Source organism: Thalassospira sp. Z349TD_5, assembly GCF_056173045.1.
Genome location: NZ_CM149654.1, coordinates 3,519,071 through 3,540,969, shown reverse-complemented (window position 1 = coordinate 3,540,969; position 21,899 = coordinate 3,519,071). Strand labels below are relative to the sequence as shown.

The window sequence follows — 21,899 nt, the reverse complement described above, 5'->3', positions numbered from 1 at the left end:
GGCTATCTTTCCCGTCAAAACGCTGACGTTTAGTGCAGTGCTTCACTCTTTGTTTTCGATGAAACAGCGCGGTTGAGCCAATCTGCAAAACGGATTGATCCCAAATGAGGGAGTTTGGACGGTGTGAGAGTCCGGTAGTTCAGTGCTGCGCCGAAGTAGCGGGCGTAAATGTCAGCAATCACCTGGTGTTTGCGGCCTTCTGCGTTCAGGAACGTGCGAATAAAATTGTCAAGTTGATAAACCTCGGGACCAGCTATCTCGACAGTCGTATTCTGCGGTGGGGCAATGGCCAGTTTGGCCAGCGTTGCGATGACCTCTTCCGAAGCGACGGGCTGAATAAGAGCTGGTGAGAGGCGGATCACGTCTTCGCCAGGAATCGATTTGACAATGCTGCTGGCGAACTCGAAAAACTGAGTCGAACGTAAGATAGTGTAAGGAATTCTCGACGCTTTGATCAGATCCTCCTGAGCCTTCTTTGCGCGGAAATACCCGCTTTCAAGAAGACGTTCGGTGCCGACGACGGACAAAGCGATATGATGTTGGACACCGGCGATGGCCTCTGCGGTCAGAAGGTTGCTACAAGAAGTTTTGAAGAACTTCATAGCTGCGCGGTTTTCAAAAGACGGTGCGTTTGAGACATCGACAACTACTTGCGCATTTGACAGCGCTTCGGTCAGACCTTCGCCGGTGATGGTGTTGACGCCTTTGCTCGGTGAGGCTGCTATGACGTTGTATCCGTCGTGCTGTAAACTAGAAACGAGGCCTGATCCGATTAGACCACTACCTCCTATAACAACGATTTTCATGGGCTCCCTCCATTCCTTGAGCATCGAAACAATTGAGGTGCCCAGAATGCATCGGGGAGTGGCCGCTAGATATTGTTCGCGGATACAGTTCGCCATAGCGAATAGTTAGGTGCACCTAGTAGTTGGCGTAATCATTCCCACCTAGGAAGTAGAGGTGTGTTTATGGAAATAGACACACCCGCAATTTAGATTAAGGCCTGTCGCGGGGGTGTTACTCGATGCGACCCATGTCGATGTGATCTTCTATGTAACGTTTGTTTCTAACGACATAACGCGTGCCTGATTTCTCTGGGCAGGTACCTCAAAGATGACTGTTAGACTGGGAAGATCGGAAATTTTTCATACGCTTTCCTAACCGATACATGGATTTCCATGATGTGCAATCGAAGGGCATAGAGATTAGTATGAGTTATTGGGTGCTTTAACTCATACTTGATCTATCCGTTGTTTCTGCAAAGTAGGAATCTGGCGAGAGGAGCCGTTCATGATTGTAGTGCCTCTCCATCAGCGCTTGGCTCTGGTGATACTTGCATCCGTTGTCGGATTTGCGGTGTGCTGGTTTGCGGCGACACCGTTTGGGTTGACCGCTCCCGTTGCTGGTTTGTTTCTTTTTACCCAGAGACGGGCAGCCTTGATGCTCTATACAGTGCTGGGGATTGCTTTCGCTGGTTCTGTGTTGGTCACGTGTTTTTCCATTGGGGGCATGCGGGGCGTCTCACTGGAATGGGCGGCATTCTATGCTACGGTGATTTGCGTCGGAGGAATTGTTGTTGCTGCGATGCGGGCAACTCGAAATGAAGATGCCTTGCGCGCAGCGCAGACCATTGAGAGTGTCGTTGGGAATGCATGGGCGACGGATGCTGCTGGCAGGTTCACCTATGTTACCCCGGCAGCATTGACTTTTCTCGGTATACGTTTGGATGAATTGAATGCGACCTCTGATTACGGTGACCTAGGTTGGAAACCTGTGATTTATCCCGAAGACTATGAAACCGCGGCGGCGGTATGGCGTCGCTGTCTAAAAACGGGTGAGCACTATAATATTGAACACCGTATGCTTAGAGCCAACGGCGTTTACAGTTGGGGGAGGAGTTCGGGGCAGCCTGTGCGTGATAGCCGAGGGCGTATTACTGGATGGTATGGCACTGTCATTGATAGTGATATCTCCGAATGCAGTGGCGTAGAGGCCGGTAGTTCGAAACTCTCCGATATGAAAGACGGTACATTATCCGAGAGTTTCCCGCCGTTGAATGAAATACACCCTCATGACCGGCCTGCGGCGACACAGGCAAGCGCATATGCCTTTTGGACGGGTGTGCCGCAAGTCATGAGCTTTCGGGCTCGGCAGGCTGACGGTAGCTACCGTTTTACCGAGTATCGTGTGGATCCGGGATATGGTGTAAGCGTAGATGTGGCTCCGATGGCATCAAGGCTGGATGAACGTTGGACAATCTCTGATTCAATTGGTGAAACAGCTGAAGCAGTGAGAGCAGCAAAGATAATTGAAGCCCTGTATGGAAAAGCATGGGCATTCGATGCCGCCGGGCAATTTACCTATGTTACTCCGACAGCACAGATTGCAATCGACATGACGCTGGACGACCTTAATGCGCCAGTAAGAGGGGGAGCATTTATCGATGGAGGCGACACCGGCTGGAGCAGGGGCGTTCACCCTGAAGACTATGATCATGCCGCTGCTGGTTTACGCCGTAGCCTGAAAACAGGTGATCCCTGGAACGTTGAATACCGGATGTTGCGCAAAAATGGGGAGTATGTGTGGCATCGGATTGCAGCCCGACCGACACACGATAGCCAAGGACGTATTACCGGATGGTATGGCACGTCGATCGATATCGACGTTTATAAGAAGACGGAGGCTGCTCTTATTGAGAGCAAGCGAAAGCTTCAGCAATTGATCGATTCAGTGCCTGCTTTGATTTGGGGGCTGACGCCTGACGGAACGCCGAGCTACGTCAATAAGCGTTTCGTAGAAGTAACCGGGATGTCGTTGGAAGATATTACTGATTTGGATAATGCGCCGACTGTCCGCGTTCTTCTCCATCCAGACGACGCAGACTTAGCATTAAAAGCCATTGGCAAGTCTATCGCGACAGGCCAACCCTACGTGCAGCGGTACCGACAACGACGTGCTGACGGTAGTTATCACTGGACCGAAACACGTGCCGAACCGTTATATGACGAAGATGGCAATATCTTGCAGTGGTATGGTGTCAGTGTTGACATCCATAACTTGGTGTTGGCTCAGGACGCATTGCGCGAAAGCGAACGTATGTATCGGCAACTTGTGGAAACATTACCGGCAATGGTTGACTGTGCAGGTCCGGATGGAGAGCCGATGTATCGCAGTCGACAGCTCAGTAAATATCTTGGTTACGATCTGGAAAAATTGAGTGGGAAGCCGTTATTGGCAAGTACTCTTAACCAGAGTGTTCATCCCGACGATCTGGCTGATGTCAAAGAACATTATACTCATTGTTTGTCAGCTGGTGAACCATATGCACGAAAACACCGCTTGCGTCGATTTGACGGCGAATATCGCTGGATGGAAACGCGTGCTGCAGCCATGCGGAACGCCGAAGGCGAGATCGTACAGTGGAATGTTATTTGTCTGGATATTGATGGCGAGGTTCGGGCGCAGGAAAAGTTGCGTTTGGCACAGGAAAGTTTGGCCCGTGCAAGTCAGGCGGCAAGTCTTGCTGAACTATCAGCTTCTATAGCGCACGAAGTGAACCAACCACTGGCCGCAATTGTTGCCAATTCTTTTGCATGCCACCGTTGGTTAACAGCTTCACCCCCTAATCTCGAGCGCGCAAAAAATACGTCGGAAAGGATTATCCGGGATGCCAACTCGGCGGCAGATGTCGTCAATCGAATCCGCTCTTTGTTTAAGCAATCTGTCGAGAGCAGAAATGTCGTGGCGCTTGGCAGTGTCATCACTGAGGCGTGCGATGTCATCGCCGAAGAGGCATTGCGGCGTCGCATCCGCATGGATATTGAACTTAATGGGGACCTTCCACCTGTTCTGCTTGATCGCGTTCAGATACAGCAGGTTCTAGTTAATCTTATCCGTAACGGCATGGATGCGATGAACTCTGTGACAGGCGAAAGAATTCTTGGTGTGCGTGTGGGGTCAACCGAAGAAGTGGTACAGCTTGAAATCAGTGACGTTGGCGCTGGTGTTGAGTTTTTTGACAAAATATTCCAACCGTTTTTCACGACCAAAGAGCGCGGTATGGGCATGGGGCTCGCGATCTGTCGGTCGATTGTCGAGTCACATGGTGGAAAGTTATGGGTGGAGAATAACCAACCCTGCGGATCGCGTTTTATCTTTACATTGCCTGTTGAAGTGAAGCTAACGCCATGATGATAGCTGACCACATCGTTTTCATCGTCGACGATGATGAAAGTGTTCGGGAAGCATTGAGTGATCTCTTGGCTTCTCACGGTATGCGTGCCGAGGCTTTCGGATCGGCGGGAGACTATATCGTTGCCAATAAGCCAGACTATCCCGCTTGTCTTATCCTTGATGTAGAACTGCCTGACATCAATGGTCTTGATCTGCAGGGGCAGATTTTACAGAGCGAACATCCACCGATCGTCTTCATAACAGGGCACGGTGACATTCCTTCTTCAGTAAGAGCGATCAAGCACGGTGCCGTAGATTTTCTGACCAAGCCTTTCAGCGATGTAGACCTTATGGCAGCAATTCAGGCGGCCATCGAACAAGATCGCGCAAAACGTACGAAGCGTGCTGAGCTTGGTGTTTTGACGCAACGCTATCTTGAACTTACACCGCGTGAACGGGACGTTTTACCGCTCGTTATCAGTGGTCTTATGAACAAACAAGCTGCAGCTGAACTCGGAATCAGTGAGGTCACGTTGGAAATTCATAGAAGGAATGTAATGAAGAAGATGGGGGCAAATTCTTTTGCTGATCTGGTACGTATTGCGGAGCGATTAAAAATTCCAATAACCCATTCACGTCGCACAGGGAGGAATTGAGATGAGCACCGGAATACCTGTTGTCGCAGTCGTTGATGATGATTCAAGACTGCTTGAATTATTGGGAGACCTTTTAGAATCCGCAGGCTATGCCGTTCGCAGTTTTTCTTCTGCTGGAGCACTGCTTATGACTGGGTTGTCGGGGGTCAACGTGCTTATCACTGATATAGGCCTGCCCGACATAGACGGTTTCGAGCTTCGTGATCGGGTGAAAATGCAGCAACCGGAATTGCCGGTGTTCCTGATTACAGGCCGTCACGAAATAGCTGACCAGGAACGAGCCAAAGGTATTGGTGGGTTGTTTCGCAAACCTTTCGACGGGAGAGCTCTACTCGCGGCTATAGGAGATGTTATTCGCAGCCGTCAAACGAAGGAGGATGAAGATGAGAGTTGACCAATCGCTTTCGCGGAGATCACCATTATTGTCATCACAACCAAGTAGTGAAGAAGTGCAACCATTTGTCATTATTGTTGATGACGACCTATCTCTTCGCGAGGCGCTTTACGAATTGGTTCTGTCAGCGGGGTTTCGCCCGATTTGTTTTGGGTCAACTCATGAATTGCTTGAGGCGGATGTGCTGGACGGTCCGGGCTGTCTGATTCTGGATGTACGCATGCCGGGCGCAAGCGGCCTTGATTTGCAGCATTACCTAGCTCAAAGCGGAAACCCGAAGCCGATCATATTCCTGACTGGACATGGCGACATTCCGATGACAGTTCAGGCAATGAAGGCGGGTGCCGTTGACTTCCTTACAAAGCCGGTTCGGGATCAAACCCTGCTTGATGCAGTTATTGCGGGTATCGCGATGGATGTTACTCTCAGACAGGAGCGACTGGTGGCCAAGCGCAACCTCGAACGATTTGAGAGCCTGACACCACGCGAACGGGAAGTTCTGTGCGAAGTGGCGGTTGGTCGGGTTAACAAACAGATTGCATTCGATTTTGGTATCAGTGTTGTAACGGTCAAGCTGCACCGCAGCAACATCATGCGCAAGATGGAGGTTACCTCGATCGGCGAACTAATTCGGGCATGGGAAACACTGCCCCCTCCTGTTCGAAAAGCTGGAACGCATCCTGAACTTTAATGAAAGAAATCAATATTTAACCGGGTTTCTGGCTTTTGGGTTTTGTTTATTCCTTATCGTGGCAGGATATGTTGTGGGCGACGAAGGAATACAATTTGGGGACCATTAAAAGTTCTAAACCATCCTGTGACCTATGCCTTCCTAGCGTTTGGCGAAGTCAAACTATTCCTCAGCACAGTATCGTTGTCATGACGAGACAAGCCATCATTCTCTCTGTTCAATACAGGTCGATATACGATTTGTTCACGCCGATGCCCTCCGTTGATTAGGGCTAAGGCATTCCCGAGAGCAGGCATCGGAGTCTTAACCATGCAACAGAAACTTGTCATTATCGGTGCTGGCTTTGCCGGCATGTATTCCGCACTTTCGGCAGCGCGTCTGCGTGATGCCCGTGGTATTTCGTCGCAAGCGCTAGAAATCATTCTTGTCGCCCCGGAACCGACACTGGTAATTCGTCCGCGTCTTTATGAGCCACTTCCTGAAACGTTAACCGCACCTCTTGACGAAGTCTTAAACGCTATCGACGTCGTTTATATGCAAGGTAAGGTCGATACGATTGACACGAGTGGCCGCATGATCGATGTCGTTGGAGCAGATGGTGATCACTATTCTCTGGCCTATGACCGTGTGGTGGTGGCAACAGGTAGTCATCTGTTTCGTCCCCCTATTCCCGGTCTTGCAGAATATGGCTTTAGTGTTGACCAACTCGACGACGCGGTCACTCTTGATCGCCATTTGCACGAACTGGCTGACCGGCCTATTTCAAAAGCCCGGGGAACTGTTGTTGTCGTAGGAGGTGGTTTCACCGGTATTGAGGCTGCAACAGAAATGCCAGCACGATTGCGAGCCATTCTCGGAGACGGAGCCAAGATCCGGGTCGTGATCGTGGAGCGAAACGATGCAATCGCCCCTGACATGGGACCGGGTGCCCGCCCGGCTATTGAGGACGCGCTGCGTGAGATCGCGGTGGAAACCAGATTGGGGGTGGGTGTCACGTCGTTGGACGAGAATGGTGTTACGCTCAGCGATGGCGAGCGTATTGAGAGCGCAACTGTGATCTGGGCGGCAGGTATTCGTGCTGCACCTTTGACACAACAAATCCCTGGAGAACGTGATAATTTCGGACGTCTTCTGGTTGATCGCGAACTGCGTGTTCCTGATGTTCCGGGAGTCTTTGCTACCGGTGACGCGGCCAAAGCTGCGAGCGATGATCTTGGAAACTTTTCTCTGATGTCTTGCCAGCACGCCACTCGGCTTGGTGCCTTCGCAGGTAATAACGCTGCAGCCGACCTGCTCGGTGTGCCGATGATGAGCTATCATCAGAAAGCATATGTGACGTGCCTTGATTTGGGCAGCGCAGGTGCAGTCTTTACACGTGGCTGGGATCGCAAGGTCGAATTGATGGGCGAGAAGGCCAAGAAGGTAAAGCGGGAGATCAATACGATCTGGATTTACCCGCCGAAGGCTGACCGGGCCATAGCGTTGGCGTCTGCAGACCCGGAGCGAGTGACTGATCTCTAGCATATTCTTCGGTAGTATACGGAGAATTGAATCTGATGGTCCTAGAAGGATTCACAAGACTTCAGGGGACTGAAATTGAAGCTGTGATTTGCATACTTTGTCGATCACGGCTTCTCTGATTTAGCAGTAGCACAGTTGCGTACGGTGCTTTGGGTGTCGAGCAAGGATGCTGTGGCATCATAATAATATATGAAAACCGCTCCATCACGGGTCAAAATAAGAAGGAGGCTCATAATCAGTAAATGTAGATTCGGACGACTAGGTCATGTTGACAAACTTCTGAGCCACAAGCGAACCGAACTTATGTGAATGAAGCCGAGATAGCTTTCTGCGGTTTTATCGTACCGGGTTGCCAAGCGTCGTGAGCATTTGAGCTTATTGAAGCAACGCTCAACGCGATTTCGCAAAGCATAGGTTATAGCATCGACCTCGATTGGCACTTTTCGATTGGTTTTACCTGGAATAACAGGGATGCCGCCCCGCAGATCGATCACGTTACGAATATGGTCGCTGTCATAGCCTCTATCAGCCAGAAAAACCTTGGCTTTCGGCAGGTCAGTATCCACTAGAATATCGAAGCCCTTGAAATCAGAAACTTCTCCGCCGGTTATTTCCGCCCTGACAGGCAGTCCGTGAGCGTTGGCAATGAGGTGGATCTTGGTCGTAAAGCCACCTTTTGAGCGGCCAAAACCTTCTTTTTGAGTCCCCCTTTTGCGCCTGCGGCCAAGTGATGAGCCCGGATCACAGTGCTATCGATCATTTGAACCTGATCTGGCATGGAGCCACTTTCATTAAGCGCTTCAAGCATCAACTCCCAAAGTCCCGCCAACGTCCACCTTCTGAATTGACGATAGACACTGGACCATTTGCCGAATTCTTCGGGCAGATCCCGCCACGGCGAACCAGTTCGCGCAATCCAGAAGATGGCGTCCAGAACGCGGCGATGATCTAAAGCTCGACGGCCACCACGCCCACGTATCGCCAAGAGAAAAGGCTCAAAAAACGCCCATTCCGCTTCTTCCATCAACAATCGCGCCAAGGAAACCTCCGTAAAAGTTACCTTGAATCACATTACAGATCTTTAGGGAATCCAGTTTGTCAACATTACCTAGGCAAAATTTTCCCAATCCCAGAAAATAAAGGCTTCAGGGCCGTTTGCAGAGATACCCCAAGCTTCTGACTTATCGCAGAATGGAGAATAAAGGCAGAGGATTGTGGTCACATGCATTTAAATCGTCTGCCAATTCAGAACAGTAAGCCGATATTTTCGGGGCTAAAGTCTACCCTCAGAGTCATGCTTGTCGAGTTTAGGTTGGCGCATATATTGCATGCATCTTTTTCGGGAAAAACTTCTAGGAACAATCTTATGACAAGCATTAACCCATCCCAGTTCAATGTTGCATCATTTCAAAGATTGGGGATCAGTGTTGCAAATAAACAGATCCCTCAAAAAACGATCGACTTCATGCTTGAAGGTCAGGAGGGCGATGTTGACCTTGGCAAAGCAGCACTACTAACGAATGCTTCTCCTGTTGATCCGCTTGCCATCAATGCTGGTGCTCAATCACGAACAGAGGCACAGTTGATTGGTCAGCAAGATAAGGCATCCGATTCAGTTCTGCCCACCTCTGCAGAGGACCTTCTGACGCCGAACGAGGAAGACGAAACTATTGAAAAAGAGAAGCAGGAGAAACTTGATCAATTGAACAAGCAGATATTGCAGGGCTAAGGTGTGTTGCTCACGCCATGTTAAGACAAACCCCAGCATCTCAATTATTGGTGGGGTAAGTTAGCGCTCTAAAGCGCTCGTTTAACGGGCGCTTTTTTATCTGGTGGCGGAACAAACCGTCAATCGGTCGATGATTTCACAATGGATTGAATCCGGGTTGTCCACTTGCCCGTGCAGTTCATTGACGATGCCGTGCAATAATGACTTTGGAACGCATAGGAAGAAAACTGAAGTTTCAACCAATCTTTCTCCCTCCTGTCGGTTTTAAGATTTTCGCGAATGTTGGGTTTTGGTTCGATCAGTATGTTGGCCCGAAAATTGATGGGGTGTCTACAATTCCAGGGGCTATTCAAAATTCAGCATAAGTTTGGAAATATGGCCAAGGCGCACGAGGAGGCAGTGGAGCTTGAGGGCGAAATCCAAAAACTTGAACAAGTTCTATTGAACCGCGAAGTTTCAATTCAAGCCCTTTCAGGAGCTCTTTTGCAAATTTGTAAACAAGGTATATCAACGGTTCATAATGAATTAGCTGCTTGTCCTGACGGCCGTCTTATAGGTTCCTCGCCGGTAAAAGAGGTGATTTGGCAAGGAAGAAACCAATCGCTTCACTTCGAAGAGGGGAATTTCCGACCGCACGTGGTCGAACTCTTTCGACACCTTGAGCAAGACTTTGGTAATCAGTTTTCTCTGGCAAGATTCCCTGGGAAGAATATGGCGGCCAATGTCATGGAGGTTTTGGGTTGGCGAGACTATGAGAACTTCGAAGCTGACATGAGATCGATGGAGCTCTAGTGATCATTGCCAAGCCAGAAAAATGCATCGGTATTCAGTAACCAAATAGGCTTGACGCCTATGAGAAAACCTCTAGGTTGTCGAACCGCATCGAATGTTTGGACATATTGCTCCAGAGTTCATGCTGGGCCTGTAGCTCAATTTGGTTAGAGCCGACCGCTCATAACGGTCTGGTTGCGAGTTCAAGTCTCGCCGGGCCCACCAACATCTCTTCTAGGCGAGAGCTGATCACCGTAATACAATGTTGCTGATTCCGGGCTAAGTTTCTACTGTTAGCCTGTGATCGCTTTAGTGTTCCAATCAGTCTTGGATTCGGTTGAAGCAATCCAGGTCGTTAAGTCGCTGCCTACTTCTGCTTTGAAACCAATGGAGAGCAAAAACTCCTTAAACATTTCAAGGGTTAGGTAAGCGGCGCAAGTCCCTGAGTACGCGTTCTTGAGGCCGTCCCAATTCAGAAGGAGCTGATCTTGGAGATGCTGCTCATGTCCTGATGGCAGGGTCTTCACGCATATTACGCAATCTGACGGTACGATAGGCTGCTCAAAGTAACCGAAGCACACTTTATCTTTGGTTGGTCGCGCTACCCTTGGGAGCATAACTACTGGGCCTGAGACTAGCCTATTCTGTTTTGATGCACTAAGTTTACCTCTTGATATCTTCCCGTCACAAAGATTGGTTGTGTGTATTAGGCTAGGACGTTCAGTGCATTCTGAGGACTCAGAAACAGGGTGCGTTCCTCTCATTATGATCACATTATAGTCTCTGGTTGCGGCTACTAGCTTTCCAATGGGGTGGGTTTCAGCCATTGTGCAGCTATGTTGACGTTTTGAGATTCTCACCATGTGGATTGTGACCGATGCTTCTCTAAAACCGGGCTGCGCATAAGGGCCAAAGTCTTCCATTATATGGTGTCGAGTGAGCGCATCGCGAGCTTTACTGTCCTTGGAGCTGAGCAGGCAAGAGCGTGGTACGATAGCTAAAATTTCCCCTAAATGACTAAGGTATTTGCAGCTTGCCAGGAGGAATGCCATAGCTTTGCTGCATCTCAGATTCTCATCTTCAAAGGCTGTAGCTACAAACTCTGAACTTTTGCAAGAGAATGGGGGGTTGAGTAATAGGCCGATTGTCGGACCTGCCGGTAACTTCCAGACGTTGCCGGATGCGGCAAAATGGGTGCTTGATGTTGCAATGATCCTTGGACGTCTGGAGTTTCAGACCTTGCTGGTGTTCCTGTTGCCGAGTTTCTGGCGGGATTAAGTTAAGAGCGGGTAATTGCAATAGTTTAGACGCGGTTTGTTGCGCATTGATAACATCAAATCTACGAGCACTGCGACCAGTGCTGGGATATGTCACCTTTTCTGTCAATTGTGCAGTTTTTTGTCAGCTTATGTGTCAATCCGTGTCAACTTATCTGGCATTCTGTAATGCTAAGCCTTTGATTTCGCAGGATGCCGAATGTCATCTTATGTGGCACGTGACAAATGTCGAGTGCCACAAAAGATGACATTTTCGCCAGAGAAGATGACATTTTCGCCAGAAAAGTTGGCACTGGCACTCGACACTTGCCCTCCCCCAGGCCATCGATTTCAGCGGTTGGCGATGTATCCGTTGCGGGTACTTTTCTTTGATGCCAAGAGGATCTATGCGTTTCTCTACGGTCAATGAGCTAAAATTTTTCCACTTGATTTTTCCATTTTGGGCCTACTTCGACTCGTCCATTAGTTTATCAGGTGTGTGTTTTTCCCAACTGAGATAATTTGGACGAATTTCCCCTCGAATTTTCGCCGCACGAATACACGCAATACGTGTAGTTATGAATATTAAAAATGTGCTTGAAATTAAAATGGTGATTGGGAGGGCATTTCAATCTTTGGTTGCTGTTTGCAACCTCCAATACTGTCAATTGGATCACACTGAACGATTACCTGAAATCATTGCTGATCAAGACATAAGCTATACAGATCAGAGACAGATCAGAGACAGATTGGAAACAGATGACATGCATATGCGAGACATGTCCAACACAGTCTCAAAGCTGTGTAGCACTAGATTCTCGCAATGATTGAAATTGCTTTTAATGGTGTTGACCAATGGGCATGACAGAAGAATGATCGTGCTGTCTGAAACAACTCATGAGGCCAAAACGCAAAAACCGCCCCAGAATGTCTGAGACGGTTGGTTACGTCGCTAAATGCGATAAGGTGTAGTTACCTTCTCATTTAGCACGTTCCCTCCTCTCAGGCAAGCACTGCGTGTCAAGCACGCCACAGGATCACTTTGCCTAATTTCAACTTGAGGAGCAGAACATGTATGAATCAGCAAGGCGGGTCGTGACCCGCAGCAAAGGCCGAGTTGTTGGTCGATTTTTCAGTGGTAAGAACAAGCGCCACGTCCCCTGGGAGTTCTCAACTTGAGCGGGATTGCTTGCGGCTTTTGGATGTATTGCCAGAAGTGGTGACTTACTGGTCGCAACCTTTTGGTCTTATGTACGAATTTTGCGGAAAGGAGCGAATTTACTACCCTGATATTGAGGTTAGAACCAAGACGGGGCGTAAGATTATCGAGGTCAAGCCAAATAACAAACTTATCAAGGATGGCATCTTTGATCGGTTTGAGGTGATACGAGGCCTACTTCAGGATAAAGGATACTCATTTGAGGTCTCGACAGAGGATCAAATTCGTCCTGAGCCGCTATTTTCGAATGTAAACCTCTTGCAGCCCTATCGCCTACTGGGTGGAACAATATATTCCATCATTTCGATCGAGCGTGCTTTCGGTGGGAGACGGCGGGTATCAGTTAAAGAACTTGCCCGTAAAATCAGCGCTGATGATGCTCTGGAAGCGGTGTTGCCTTACATTGCAGAGGGTAAGCTTTGCGTCGATCTTCATGAACCTATTACAGAGAACAGTCTGGTCTGGTTGTTTGAGGGGGATACAAAGCTATGACAATGATTCATATCTCGATCAATACTCGAATTCGGCTGGATGAGGCAGTTTATAAAGTTACATGCCACACCGAAACCGGTGAACTGAACCTCACATGTTGTCAAACAGGTAAGCCTCGTTTGATTTCCACGCGCGAACTGGTGAAAAAAATCATCGACGGTGAAGCGTCAATAGATCAGCAAGTCCCTGAAGCCTTGATCAATTCAAAAGATCAAACTGAAAAGCGGTTTGATGCATTTAATGAGAGGGACAAGGCTGTTGCGCGAGAACGGCTAAGTTATGTTGAAAAAGTTGATGAGCATCTTGCAGAAGGCAGCTTAACAACAGCTATAAATGACGTGATTCAGGGCGTACAGCGCGGCGGCATCCCTTTGCCCCCAAGTTTTAGAGCAATATGGAGGTGGTATGATGCCTGGATCAAAGGCGGACGAAACATTACGGCTCTCCTTCCTCGGCATCATGTGAAGGGGCGACGACCGACATGTTTGTGCAACCGGTCTTTTGAAATACTGCAGGAAGTTATCGAGGACCAGTACCTCATCCGAACACCGAAGACAAAACTCAGCGTCTTCAAGGAGTTTAAAGGCCGGTTGGTACAAGAGAACAAGCTTCATCCAGAAGCTGGACGTATGCACATACCGTCTTCGCGAAGCATCTACCGTTTTCTTGCCGGGCTTAATCCCTATGAAGTGATGACAGCCCAAAAAGGGCGAAAAGAAGCTGACAAGGTTTTTGCTTCTGTCGGAGCTGGTGTTGTTGCGAGATTTCCTTTGCACATTGTGCAAGTGGATCATCACTTGATGGACATCATCTTAAGGCTTCAGTCAGGTGAGCTGCTGGGACGACCTTGGTTGACCGTGGCTCTGGACCTCTACAGTCGAATGCCCGTCGGCTTCTACATTAGCTTTGACGCGCCGAGCTATGTTTCCGTCATGCATTGCTTGAAACATGCAATCCTTCCCAAAGAGCATTATCTCGAACAAGTATTGTCGCAAGTCAAAGCCCAAGCGGGGACCATGATGGACGCCAAATTCTCGTCGGACTGGTCGTGTTTTGGTTTGATGGATACTTTGGTGCTCGACAATGGGCTGGAATTTCATTCGCAAGATTTGCAGGACAGTTGCAGTCAGCTAGGTGTTTCGCTGGAATATAACCCGGCTCGGACACCTCATTATAAGGGGGCTGTGGAGCGTTTCTTCGGAACGTTAAATACCAAGCTGATCCATACCTTGCCCGGCACAACATTCTCCAATCCTCGACAGAGAGGAGACTATCAGTCTGAGAAGGCCGCTTGTCTAACAATTGAGGATTTGGAGTTCCTGCTGACGAAATTCATCGTCGATGATTATGCGGTTACAGTTCATTCGACGCTGGATCAGTTTCCGCTGGAGAAATGGCAGGACGGCGTGCAGAAGCATCCGGTTCGTTTCATTTCCGATCAGCAAGACCTGTCTGTATTGCTGTTCAAGGTGAAGCTAAAAAAGCTGACTCGAGCCGGTATCAAGATCATGGGGTTGAGCTATCAGTCGGATGCCGTGCAGTTGCTTCGGCAGCGTCTGATGAAAAACGGGTCGGGGAAGCACACTAACCCGGACGTTCGCGTCAAATTCGATCCCGAGGACTTGTTCAACGATCTTCGTCGAGGACGCTCATGCGAAGATTTTCCTTCCAGTCACATGTATTTACGAGACATATGCGTCAAAATTATCGATTTGGCGTCATCGCATTATCCGCAAAGCGATGCTCAAGCAAAAGCTGGACCTTAGAAAATCCTCGGAAGATGAATTTCTCGAAGTGCGGCAGTCATTGTTCGAAGTGGCTGAAGATCTCATTAAAAGTCACCAAAAAAGGAAACGCAAGGCGGCCAACCGTGTCAGCAGCGAGGAAAGGAAAGCTGGCAACGATAATGGTCGGCTACCTGCTTCGGACGGGTCTCCTGACGATGATAATGACGATGTCATTCCAGATGCCGAATTTACATCACCATTTCAGTCGCCTGAAGAACTTGAGGAGGAATTGAAACGACGGGGATGGAGATCTTCTCGTGCGGGAAGGCAAAACCGTGATGGGAGTGAGGCGGATGCATGAGTTTGAGAGACGTCTCACCGAAGAACAGGCTGTTAAACTTGCAGCATTTCGGGATCGTAGGATTGCACATGATGCCTTTCAGGATGCGCTGACCAAGATTGCGAACTTCCATCAAACAGGCCGTCATGCTGCCCGGCCGGGCATTCTGACGATGGTCGGTGAAACAGGCGCAGGAAAAACATCCATCATTGAGGATTACTGCAACCTTCACAACGAGAGTGGACAATTCAAGAAGGTACTGTTTGTCATCGTACCTGAGAGTTGTACGGTTAAGAACCTAGCCGCAAGCATCTTGATGGCGTTGGGAGATCTGTCGAGTGTGAAAGGCACTCGGCAGGACATGGAACTAAGGATCAAAGATTATGTTGATCGCACGGGTGTCGAGATGTTGATCTTTGATGAGTTTCAGCATCTGACCAACCGCGGGAGTGCGAAACGACAGTATGATGCGGCAGACTGGTTGAAAACTCAGGTGGAGATTTTGCGCAAACCAATCGTATTTGCCGGGCTACCTGAAGTGCATAACATTTTCGCACTGAACCCTCAGCTCGAGACGAGGCGAAACGGCAAGATCGGCATCATGCCCTTTGATCTTGATACGGATGAAAATCGCAAATCTGTATTCCTCTTCTTTCATATGCTGAACAAGCACTTGCCGCTACCAAGGCCTGAACTTTCAGCCCTTAATGACCCGAACGCTATCAAATATGTCGTTGACGAGAATAAAGGGCTTCTTGGTTACATGATGAAAGTTGTCCATCATGCGACCGAGAAAGCATTGATTGAGGAGGATGAAACGCTCCGGTTTCAGCATCTTCACGATGCTGTGCAGGAATTGGGGGGTGTGACCTTCGAGGTTGGGCAAGCAACGATCCGTCCCGGGAAAAAGAAGAAACCTAGGGGCAAAGATGAAGGCAAGGGAGGTCTCTATGGCATCCTCTAGATCCCTCCTTTTTAAATCTCCCCCGATCCAACACGAGAGCCTTGTTGGTTATCTGATTCGAATCGCGGAATTGAACCGGTATCCACGCATGTCCTGGATAGGAAACTTGGCTGGGGTTAATCTCACGGAAGAAACCTTGTCCAAGATGAACACCCGTCTCGGGCGCTTAGCCAAAGTTGTTGGCGCTTCAGATGACGAGATGAAGTCCCTCTGCCATTACGTGAGTGCAAAGGGAAACAATCTACACGTTATCTTGTCGATGGGAGAGATTATCCCCAAACAATACCTTTACTGGCCAAGTCAACGTGTCTGTTTTTCATGTTTGCGTGAAAAAGGCTTCGTTTCGGGTTTGTGGGATCTGAAAGCCGTTACGCATTGTCCGGAACATGGCGAGTTGTTGCGCGACGCCTGTCCGGCTTGCAAGGAACCCGTAACATTCAACAGGGGGCGTCTAGCCCCCTGTCTACCCGGGTGCCAGTATAGAGGTCGTGGAAGTGAGTGCTTAGATTCAGTCAGAGCACTCATGCAACTCATATCCAACAAGTTCCTTGGTACCGAATTCGATTTGACCGAGTTTGGTTTTTCGAAACAGATTGTGGATGGCGATCTTTATATGCTCCTGCAGACGATATCCTTCTTGGCGATGCGCTCCTGGCGTGGAGAAGGTGATATCGACCATGGATGGTTGGAAGCAAGACCAGAAACCATGATTGAGAAGATGACCCATGCTTCCGGAGCATTGGTTCACTGGCCTTCCGGGTATTTCAAATTCCTTGATGATATCTGTGCAGGTAAAGATGCACCCGATGGCGCAATTGTGATGCACTGGATGTTCGGTGGTTTTTACAAGAGCCTGGTTTCACGGCAAAAGCAGTTAGGGTTCCTGTTTGACGGGCTTCAGGATTACATGAATTATCGGCTTAATGATCGCTTTTTGACAGGCAGAGGATGTCCTTCTGTGCTGAAGAAGCGTGATCGACGGATTTATGTGCCGAGCTTTATCGCTCGAAAGCAATTGGGTGTTGGTCGCCAGGAATTCAAACGTCTTGTCGACCGGCATTACCTTCAGAGCAAACCCTTCGACACCAGCTATGGAAAGATGATCTGCGTCCATCGCGGCAGTGTGCGTGAGTATGCTGAAACCAGATCACGTTTTGTCGGAAGAAAGGAGCTTTCAGAAGAACTCGGTCTGTCCCTTCACTCGCTCTACAGTCTGAGTACCGCGAGCATTCTTAATCCATTTCACTCGCCCGAAAAGGACGGGTGGCCAAAGTGGTGGTATGACAGGCACGTAGTCGATGACTGGCTGGGCAGTTTGCGAGAAACCGCCAAACGACCAGCTACAGGAAAAAGAACGATTCAGTTGTCTAAAGCTGTTGCCAAATACAATCATATGGGCCTGACATATAGTAAATTGTTCAATGCTATAAACCATGGGGCTCTGAGATTATATCGTCGGCGACTGGATACTGAAAATCTGCTGGAGTATTTTTCCTTGGACGAGGCTCAACTGAATAAGTGGTATCTCGCTCGCGGCTAGATATGTGACATCGATTTTCACATAGCCAACATTCGCTAGGGTCTGGACTTAATTGACCCAACATCTGATTGCAAAAATCCGGACCATATTAAGGAAGTTTTCTGCGGACTTTTCGTATCGGATGGTCAGCCGCCTCATATCCTTCATACGGCAGAAGAAACGCTCAACAAGATTGCGTTTGGCGTAAAGACCCGCGTCATGAGGGATAGGCTTTCTGGCATTTGCCTTGGCGGGGATCACCGGCAAGGCACCTTCATCCTCTATCTCCCGACGGATACGTGCACTGCCATAGGCCTTGTCGGCGACAATGGCCAATGGTGGTTTTGACCAATTCAGGAAGCAGTCGATCATCTTACTGTCATGGAGTTGTCCGCCACTGATCGCAAGACGCAACGGGCGACCGAGTGCATCTACAGCGGCGTGAACTTTACTTGTCCTGCCGCCGCGTGAGCGTCCAATACCCTCTGCCAGTTCCCATTTTTTGACCCAGCCGCTGCGCGGTGAGCCTTCACAATCGAACTGTCGATAAAGACAAGGGCATCTTCATATTCTGATGCCAGTGCCTCGAATATCTCGCGCCATATACCGCGTTCTCCCCAACGGACATAACGATTATAGACTGTTGTAGGCGGGCCATATCTTCCCGGAAGATCCCGCCAGGGTGCACCGGTTCGAAGAGTGTAGAAAATGCCATTGAGAACGGACCTGTCGTCGCGACGCTTCGGTCCCCGACCGTCAACCGGAAGAAGAGGAGCAATGATTGCCCATTCTTTATCGCTCAAATCAAATCGTGCCATGTGATAACTCCCTTTCCCAAAGGGTGAATCACATTTCGACTATAAATTTCAAGCGTTCCAATTGGGTTCAGACCCTAGTTGGAAATATCTGAGCTTTGAATGGCTTCATTGAGGATGCTGAGATGTCTTATCCATCTGTTTGTTGATAAATTCCTATCTTACTATCGAGTTTGTCGACAAAATGCTTGGATTGTTCGATCTTGTTGGCGGAACTGTTGCACATGCAGTCGTTGAAGAAACTGCCTGAAATTTTCACGACGTCACCATCGTCGCGGCAAATGATTTCCAATGCACTGAAGACCAACAGAGTGAGACGGCTGGCGCGTGGGCTCTACACGAAGGATCTAGATACTCCACTCGAAGACTATGTGCGCCGTCATCTTTGGGAAATCGTCACAAAGCTTTACTCAGAACCTGTGCTTGACGGGCGCACAGCCCTTCAGAATGGGCCAGACAATGATGGGTGCATCTTTCTCGTCACCTCAACTGCTCGGGATACTGTTCTGTCTGGTTTGACCATTTATGCCCGCCGGGGACATCAGCCGCTTTCAGACGACACCAGAACCAAAAACGGCATATATATTCCGAGCCCGGCACGTGCCCTGATCGAAAATATGGTTCCGTCCCGTGCCTCGTCGCGGCGTATTGCTCGAACATATAGCCGGGATGAACTCAAGGCGTATCTAGAAGCCTATTTGGAGCGGTATGGAGAAGACGGCCTAAGCCGGTTGCGCGATCAGGTGCCTACGGTCGGACAGCAGCTGGCAATGACAAAGGAAGCTGAAAAGCTTGATCAGATCATTGGTGCCCTGCTCGGTGCAAATAATGTTCTCCTAGAAGCAGGCGGACGCACAGACAGGGGCGAATCCCGGATTGATGCTGATCGTGTGGTTCTGTTTGAAAAACTTTTTACGGCACTGCACGAGTTCATCCCCATAGATCGCCCAGTCTCTGCCATGAACCCAGCCAACAATGAACTGAGTGCTTTCTATGAGGCTTACTTTTCCAATTTCATTGAGGGGATCAAATTCGATGTAGAGGAAGCGCGAGACATCATCTTTGCAAACAAGATTCCCGAGGGACGCTTAGAGGATTCTCAGGACCTTTTCGGGACGTGGCAGGTGGTTTCCGGTGCAGCACACATGTCTTCGCCCCCAACGAGTTTTGACGCCTTTATTCGCCAATTAAGAACAGATCATGTTAGCGTCATGCAGGGGCATTTGGGCAAGAACCCTGGTGTGTTCAAGGCCAAAGACAACATGGCAGGAGGCTATGTATTTGTGTCTCCTGAAAAGGTGGCGGGCACCCTGGAAGAGGGATTTGCCATGCTTGATCAGCTTAAAGGCGGGTTCCGGCGTGGTGTGTTTGCAATGTTTCTGATCAGTGAGGTGCATCCCTTCGATGATGGCAATGGACGGATGGCACGCATTGCCATGAACAGAGAAATGTCGGCTGACAATCAGTCGAGAGCTATAATCCCCCCAGTATTTCGAGATACATATTTTGTTGGTTTGAGAAGTATGTCCCGATTGGGAAATACAACGGCCCTGATCCGTATGCTTGATTTTGCTCAGCTTTGGACATCTGAGGTGGTGTGGCAGGATTGGGCTGAAACGCGCAGCATTCTTGAGGCATGTAATGCGTTTCTGGAGCCGGAAGAGGCGAATGAGCACTATCTGCGCCTTGAACGTCCGCGATAGGTTCGTCGCGTGCCACAGGCCGGACGCGGGCTCAATTCAAACTAGCGAGTGCAGTAAAGTCAGGTTCGGTTGACTAGATGATTTCTCGTCCGGCCCTGCGAGACGCTTCTAGCCATTCACTGTGTGTTTGCTTGTGCAAGTGCTTCTGGGTTTGTGGCGGCCAGAAGATCGTCCAGCGAGTAACAAGGTGTGTTTCCCTGACGAAGTAGGAGTGCGCCATCCTGCACTGATGCAAAAAGGGTCTGCCCCTCTTTAAGGCTCAGCCTGGAAACCAGATCATCTGGCAATGTCAGGGAGAATTCACCATCGCGCTTTGAAATTTTACAGGGATACATTTGGGGGCTCACTGTTCAAACGTTCACGCCAGAGCGGGTCAGATAGTCGGAGATGCTTTTGGGTTTTAAGCGTTCGGTCAATAAAACCTCGTTGGCTGCAGGCTTCATTGGTTTACCTAAAATTCAAGCTGGGTAAGAATGGCTGAAGCTCAAGCTTGTGAAGTGATTGTAGCATTTCCATGACTTGAAGACCATTTTTCATGCGGAAAGAGATAGGAGCTTCGTGCGGCACGCAAGCAGGGTTTTGTGGTAAAGTGGAGCCTGTCAGGAAAGTTTGCTGTTCCAAATTGAAGCATGGTCAGCGACGGAGAGTATGAGGATGATGTCAACTTCTTCGGATAAGACGAAACTGCGCGATGCTATTGATGCAGCGAGAGAGCGGGGACGAAAACTGTCCGCCGAGATCCTTGCTGGTGAGGAAATGAAAACCTCTGAGGAGTTTGCTGCGCTGCTAGGAGTTTCTGCTGCAGCTGTGAACAGTAAGCGACGTCGCGGGGCGCTACTGGGGCTCAATGGCGCAGTGAAAGGATATCGTTTTCCTATCTGGCAGCTTAACAAAGACGGAAAACCATACGCGACACTTGCCGAGCTACATGAGCGTTTGGGCGGTTCTTGGGCGGTCTATCGGTTGTTGCGATGGTTTGACCGGGCTGGAGGCGTTGGAGGAAGGTCAGGAAACTCAGGTTCTTGATCTGGCCGAGACGGTTGGTCGGGATTTTAGCTAAGGCGGAACTGAGCTATTTAGTCGAAGGTTAGGAAGCTTCGTAGCTCAGTTCTAGCAAGCATGAGATGCGTGCTATATCTTCGGATTTATTTATAGTGACCTCGAGGTCACCGGTCCCAAAGTGACCGATTTGACGGACATCTCGCATAATCTTCTCATCGATTTCGACGGCGTCTGGATCAAGGTTCAAGTAAACCTTGATAACCTTTCTCTGATTGTAAATTTGAACGGATGCGAAGTTCCTGTTGCGCCGAAAGGCCATGTGTTGTTCACGCATAATCTTCCTTCTTTCGAGATATCGGGCTCATTACCCAGCACAGAAAAACATGGGCATGGGGGAAGGTGCTGTGATCTGCGTCGTCAAGGTTGATTTACAATCGATAATTCTGCCTCAAAAAAAATGATCTCTTCTGGCCAACCTGTTTTCATTCAAACGGGGCAGACCGGAATTTGATCTCAAGTCTCTCAGGGTAGAATGAAACATCGGCTGCCTCAGGACTGTAAAAAAGGGTCGCCAGACTGGGCTCAGGCGTGTTCGTAACAAGCCGATCATAGTCTGCATATGTCAGCAGGACATGAGAGGGATGGCCGTTGGTTGTGATCATAACCGGGCCTTTTTCTGCCGCCTGTCTGGCCATGGCAAAATTTCGAGCCACTTCTTGACTTGTAAGTGTGGTTTTCGTCATACCCTGCCTCCTTGCTATTGTCTTGGAGTCTTTGGGGGTGGTCATTCAAGAGGCTGATTGACCGCGGAACACATTTTGTTCGCGAAGCTGTATGTCTGTCGGGGGAGATCGTGACGACCAAACGTTACCAACAGCACGGACTATTAATATCTGCCTTGTTCCAGATACTGTCAAACGACATTCT

20 protein-coding genes and 1 tRNA gene are annotated in these 21,899 nt (G+C 49.2%); 16 read left to right on the top strand and 5 right to left on the bottom strand.

Annotated elements, in window-relative coordinates:
* Window positions 1-29 precede the first annotated feature (29 nt).
* Complete coding sequence (locus tag AC0VXT_RS16285) at window positions 30-806, bottom strand: SDR family oxidoreductase (protein ID WP_475546260.1); 777 nt, start codon at window positions 804-806, stop codon at window positions 30-32.
* A 484-nt stretch (window positions 807-1,290) separates the two neighbouring features.
* On the opposite strand from AC0VXT_RS16285, the gene AC0VXT_RS16280 reads away from it, so the two are divergent.
* The 5 genes from AC0VXT_RS16280 (at window position 1,291) to AC0VXT_RS16260 (ending at window position 7,435) form a co-directional block, all read left to right on the top strand.
* Window positions 1,291-4,191, top strand: a complete 2,901-nt coding sequence (locus tag AC0VXT_RS16280) for a PAS domain-containing protein (RefSeq protein ID WP_475546259.1) — start codon at window positions 1,291-1,293, stop codon at window positions 4,189-4,191.
* Window positions 4,188-4,829 (top strand): response regulator transcription factor, encoded by a 642-nt coding sequence (locus tag AC0VXT_RS16275; protein ID WP_475546258.1) that lies wholly within the window; start codon window positions 4,188-4,190, stop codon window positions 4,827-4,829. Before AC0VXT_RS16280 ends, AC0VXT_RS16275 begins: the two co-directional genes overlap by 4 nt.
* Before the next feature lies 1 nt (window position 4,830).
* The gene (locus AC0VXT_RS16270; protein ID WP_475546257.1) at window positions 4,831-5,223 is read left to right on the top strand and encodes a response regulator; all 393 of its coding nucleotides are present in this window, start codon (window positions 4,831-4,833) and stop codon (window positions 5,221-5,223) included.
* Window positions 5,177-5,914 (top strand): response regulator transcription factor, encoded by a 738-nt coding sequence (locus AC0VXT_RS16265; RefSeq protein ID WP_475546256.1) that lies wholly within the window; start codon window positions 5,177-5,179, stop codon window positions 5,912-5,914. Before AC0VXT_RS16270 ends, AC0VXT_RS16265 begins: the two co-directional genes overlap by 47 nt.
* Window positions 5,915-6,223: 309 nt before the next feature.
* A complete protein-coding gene (locus AC0VXT_RS16260) occupies window positions 6,224-7,435 on the top strand; it encodes an NAD(P)/FAD-dependent oxidoreductase (RefSeq protein ID WP_475546255.1) in 1,212 nt (403 codons plus the stop codon).
* Between the two features lie 263 nt (window positions 7,436-7,698).
* Here AC0VXT_RS16260 and AC0VXT_RS16255 read toward each other — a convergent pair.
* A protein-coding gene (locus AC0VXT_RS16255) for an IS5 family transposase (protein WP_475548551.1) occupies window positions 7,699-8,459 on the bottom strand; the annotation gives its coding sequence in 2 pieces (ribosomal slippage) (window positions 7,699-8,150 and window positions 8,150-8,459; 762 coding nt in all).
* A gap of 342 nt (window positions 8,460-8,801) precedes the next feature.
* Between AC0VXT_RS16255 and AC0VXT_RS16250 the strand changes: the two genes are divergently transcribed.
* From AC0VXT_RS16250 to AC0VXT_RS16210, 9 genes are all read left to right on the top strand, one after another.
* Window positions 8,802-9,164, top strand: coding sequence for a hypothetical protein (locus tag AC0VXT_RS16250; protein ID WP_475546254.1), 363 nt, complete (start codon window positions 8,802-8,804; stop codon window positions 9,162-9,164).
* Window positions 9,165-9,443: 279 nt separating this feature from the next.
* Complete coding sequence (locus tag AC0VXT_RS16245) at window positions 9,444-9,956, top strand: hypothetical protein (RefSeq protein WP_475546253.1); 513 nt, start codon at window positions 9,444-9,446, stop codon at window positions 9,954-9,956.
* Between the two features lie 126 nt (window positions 9,957-10,082).
* A tRNA-Ile gene (locus tag AC0VXT_RS16240) sits at window positions 10,083-10,160 on the top strand.
* 903 nt (window positions 10,161-11,063) lie between these two features.
* A complete protein-coding gene (locus AC0VXT_RS16235; protein ID WP_475546252.1) occupies window positions 11,064-11,213 on the top strand; it encodes a hypothetical protein in 150 nt (49 codons plus the stop codon).
* A gap of 1,176 nt (window positions 11,214-12,389) precedes the next feature.
* Window positions 12,390-12,902 carry a TnsA endonuclease N-terminal domain-containing protein gene (locus AC0VXT_RS16230; protein WP_475546251.1) on the top strand — a complete coding sequence of 171 codons (513 nt, stop codon included), beginning with the start codon at window positions 12,390-12,392 and terminating at the stop codon, window positions 12,900-12,902.
* Window positions 12,899-14,668: a transposase family protein gene (locus AC0VXT_RS16225; protein WP_475546250.1), complete on the top strand. Its 1,770-nt coding sequence runs from the start codon at window positions 12,899-12,901 to the stop codon at window positions 14,666-14,668. The genes AC0VXT_RS16230 and AC0VXT_RS16225 overlap by 4 nt, the downstream gene beginning before the upstream one ends.
* Window positions 14,643-14,990 carry a hypothetical protein gene (locus AC0VXT_RS16220; RefSeq protein ID WP_475546249.1) on the top strand — a complete coding sequence of 116 codons (348 nt, stop codon included), beginning with the start codon at window positions 14,643-14,645 and terminating at the stop codon, window positions 14,988-14,990. The genes AC0VXT_RS16225 and AC0VXT_RS16220 overlap by 26 nt, the downstream gene beginning before the upstream one ends.
* On the top strand, window positions 14,983-15,933 hold the full coding sequence (locus AC0VXT_RS16215; protein WP_475546248.1) for a TniB family NTP-binding protein: 951 nt from the start codon (window positions 14,983-14,985) through the stop codon (window positions 15,931-15,933). The genes AC0VXT_RS16220 and AC0VXT_RS16215 overlap by 8 nt, the downstream gene beginning before the upstream one ends.
* Window positions 15,899-17,473 (top strand): TniQ family protein, encoded by a 1,575-nt coding sequence (locus AC0VXT_RS16210; RefSeq protein WP_475546247.1) that lies wholly within the window; start codon window positions 15,899-15,901, stop codon window positions 17,471-17,473. The genes AC0VXT_RS16215 and AC0VXT_RS16210 overlap by 35 nt, the downstream gene beginning before the upstream one ends.
* A gap of 48 nt (window positions 17,474-17,521) precedes the next feature.
* Here AC0VXT_RS16210 and AC0VXT_RS16205 read toward each other — a convergent pair whose 3' ends face one another.
* Both AC0VXT_RS16205 and AC0VXT_RS16200 read right to left on the bottom strand, forming a co-directional pair.
* Window positions 17,522-17,932, bottom strand: coding sequence for an IS5 family transposase (locus tag AC0VXT_RS16205; RefSeq protein ID WP_475548592.1), 411 nt, complete (start codon window positions 17,930-17,932; stop codon window positions 17,522-17,524).
* Window positions 17,884-18,270 carry an IS5 family transposase gene (locus tag AC0VXT_RS16200; protein WP_475546246.1) on the bottom strand — a complete coding sequence of 129 codons (387 nt, stop codon included), beginning with the start codon at window positions 18,268-18,270 and terminating at the stop codon, window positions 17,884-17,886. Before AC0VXT_RS16200 ends, AC0VXT_RS16205 begins: the two co-directional genes overlap by 49 nt.
* Window positions 18,271-18,491: 221 nt before the next feature.
* Here AC0VXT_RS16200 and AC0VXT_RS16195 point away from each other — a divergent pair, with 221 nt between their 5' ends.
* Together AC0VXT_RS16195 and AC0VXT_RS16190 are read left to right on the top strand one after the other, a co-directional pair.
* Complete coding sequence (locus AC0VXT_RS16195; protein WP_475546245.1) at window positions 18,492-19,970, top strand: Fic family protein; 1,479 nt, start codon at window positions 18,492-18,494, stop codon at window positions 19,968-19,970.
* A 654-nt stretch (window positions 19,971-20,624) separates the two neighbouring features.
* Window positions 20,625-20,996 carry a hypothetical protein gene (locus AC0VXT_RS16190; protein ID WP_475546244.1) on the top strand — a complete coding sequence of 124 codons (372 nt, stop codon included), beginning with the start codon at window positions 20,625-20,627 and terminating at the stop codon, window positions 20,994-20,996.
* 458 nt (window positions 20,997-21,454) lie between these two features.
* On the opposite strand, the gene AC0VXT_RS16185 is transcribed toward AC0VXT_RS16190, so the two are convergent.
* Entirely contained in the window at window positions 21,455-21,715 is a 261-nt protein-coding gene (locus AC0VXT_RS16185) for a type II toxin-antitoxin system prevent-host-death family antitoxin (protein WP_475546243.1), read from the bottom strand.
* Between the last annotated feature and the right edge of the window lie 184 nt (window positions 21,716-21,899).

Excerpts from the sequence above, each read along its gene's own strand:
- AC0VXT_RS16285 (WP_475546260.1), bottom strand. The coding sequence starts at position 806 with ATGAAAATCGTTGTTATAGGAGGTAGTGGTCTAATCGGATCAGGCCTC.
- AC0VXT_RS16280 (WP_475546259.1), top strand. The coding sequence starts at position 1,291 with ATGATTGTAGTGCCTCTCCATCAGCGCTTGGCTCTGGTGATACTTGCA.
- AC0VXT_RS16275 (WP_475546258.1), top strand. The coding sequence starts at position 4,188 with ATGATGATAGCTGACCACATCGTTTTCATCGTCGACGATGATGAAAGT.
- AC0VXT_RS16270 (WP_475546257.1), top strand. The coding sequence starts at position 4,831 with ATGAGCACCGGAATACCTGTTGTCGCAGTCGTTGATGATGATTCAAGA.
- AC0VXT_RS16265 (WP_475546256.1), top strand. The coding sequence starts at position 5,177 with ATGTTATTCGCAGCCGTCAAACGAAGGAGGATGAAGATGAGAGTTGAC.
- AC0VXT_RS16260 (WP_475546255.1), top strand. The coding sequence starts at position 6,224 with ATGCAACAGAAACTTGTCATTATCGGTGCTGGCTTTGCCGGCATGTAT.
- AC0VXT_RS16250 (WP_475546254.1), top strand. The coding sequence starts at position 8,802 with ATGACAAGCATTAACCCATCCCAGTTCAATGTTGCATCATTTCAAAGA.
- AC0VXT_RS16245 (WP_475546253.1), top strand. The coding sequence starts at position 9,444 with ATGTTGGGTTTTGGTTCGATCAGTATGTTGGCCCGAAAATTGATGGGG.
- AC0VXT_RS16225 (WP_475546250.1), top strand. The coding sequence starts at position 12,899 with ATGACAATGATTCATATCTCGATCAATACTCGAATTCGGCTGGATGAG.
- AC0VXT_RS16220 (WP_475546249.1), top strand. The coding sequence starts at position 14,643 with ATGCTCAAGCAAAAGCTGGACCTTAGAAAATCCTCGGAAGATGAATTT.
- AC0VXT_RS16215 (WP_475546248.1), top strand. The coding sequence starts at position 14,983 with ATGCATGAGTTTGAGAGACGTCTCACCGAAGAACAGGCTGTTAAACTT.
- AC0VXT_RS16210 (WP_475546247.1), top strand. The coding sequence starts at position 15,899 with ATGAAGGCAAGGGAGGTCTCTATGGCATCCTCTAGATCCCTCCTTTTT.
- AC0VXT_RS16200 (WP_475546246.1), bottom strand. The coding sequence starts at position 18,270 with ATGGCACGATTTGATTTGAGCGATAAAGAATGGGCAATCATTGCTCCT.
- AC0VXT_RS16195 (WP_475546245.1), top strand. The coding sequence starts at position 18,492 with ATGCAGTCGTTGAAGAAACTGCCTGAAATTTTCACGACGTCACCATCG.
- AC0VXT_RS16190 (WP_475546244.1), top strand. The coding sequence starts at position 20,625 with ATGATGTCAACTTCTTCGGATAAGACGAAACTGCGCGATGCTATTGAT.
- AC0VXT_RS16185 (WP_475546243.1), bottom strand. The coding sequence starts at position 21,715 with ATGACGAAAACCACACTTACAAGTCAAGAAGTGGCTCGAAATTTTGCC.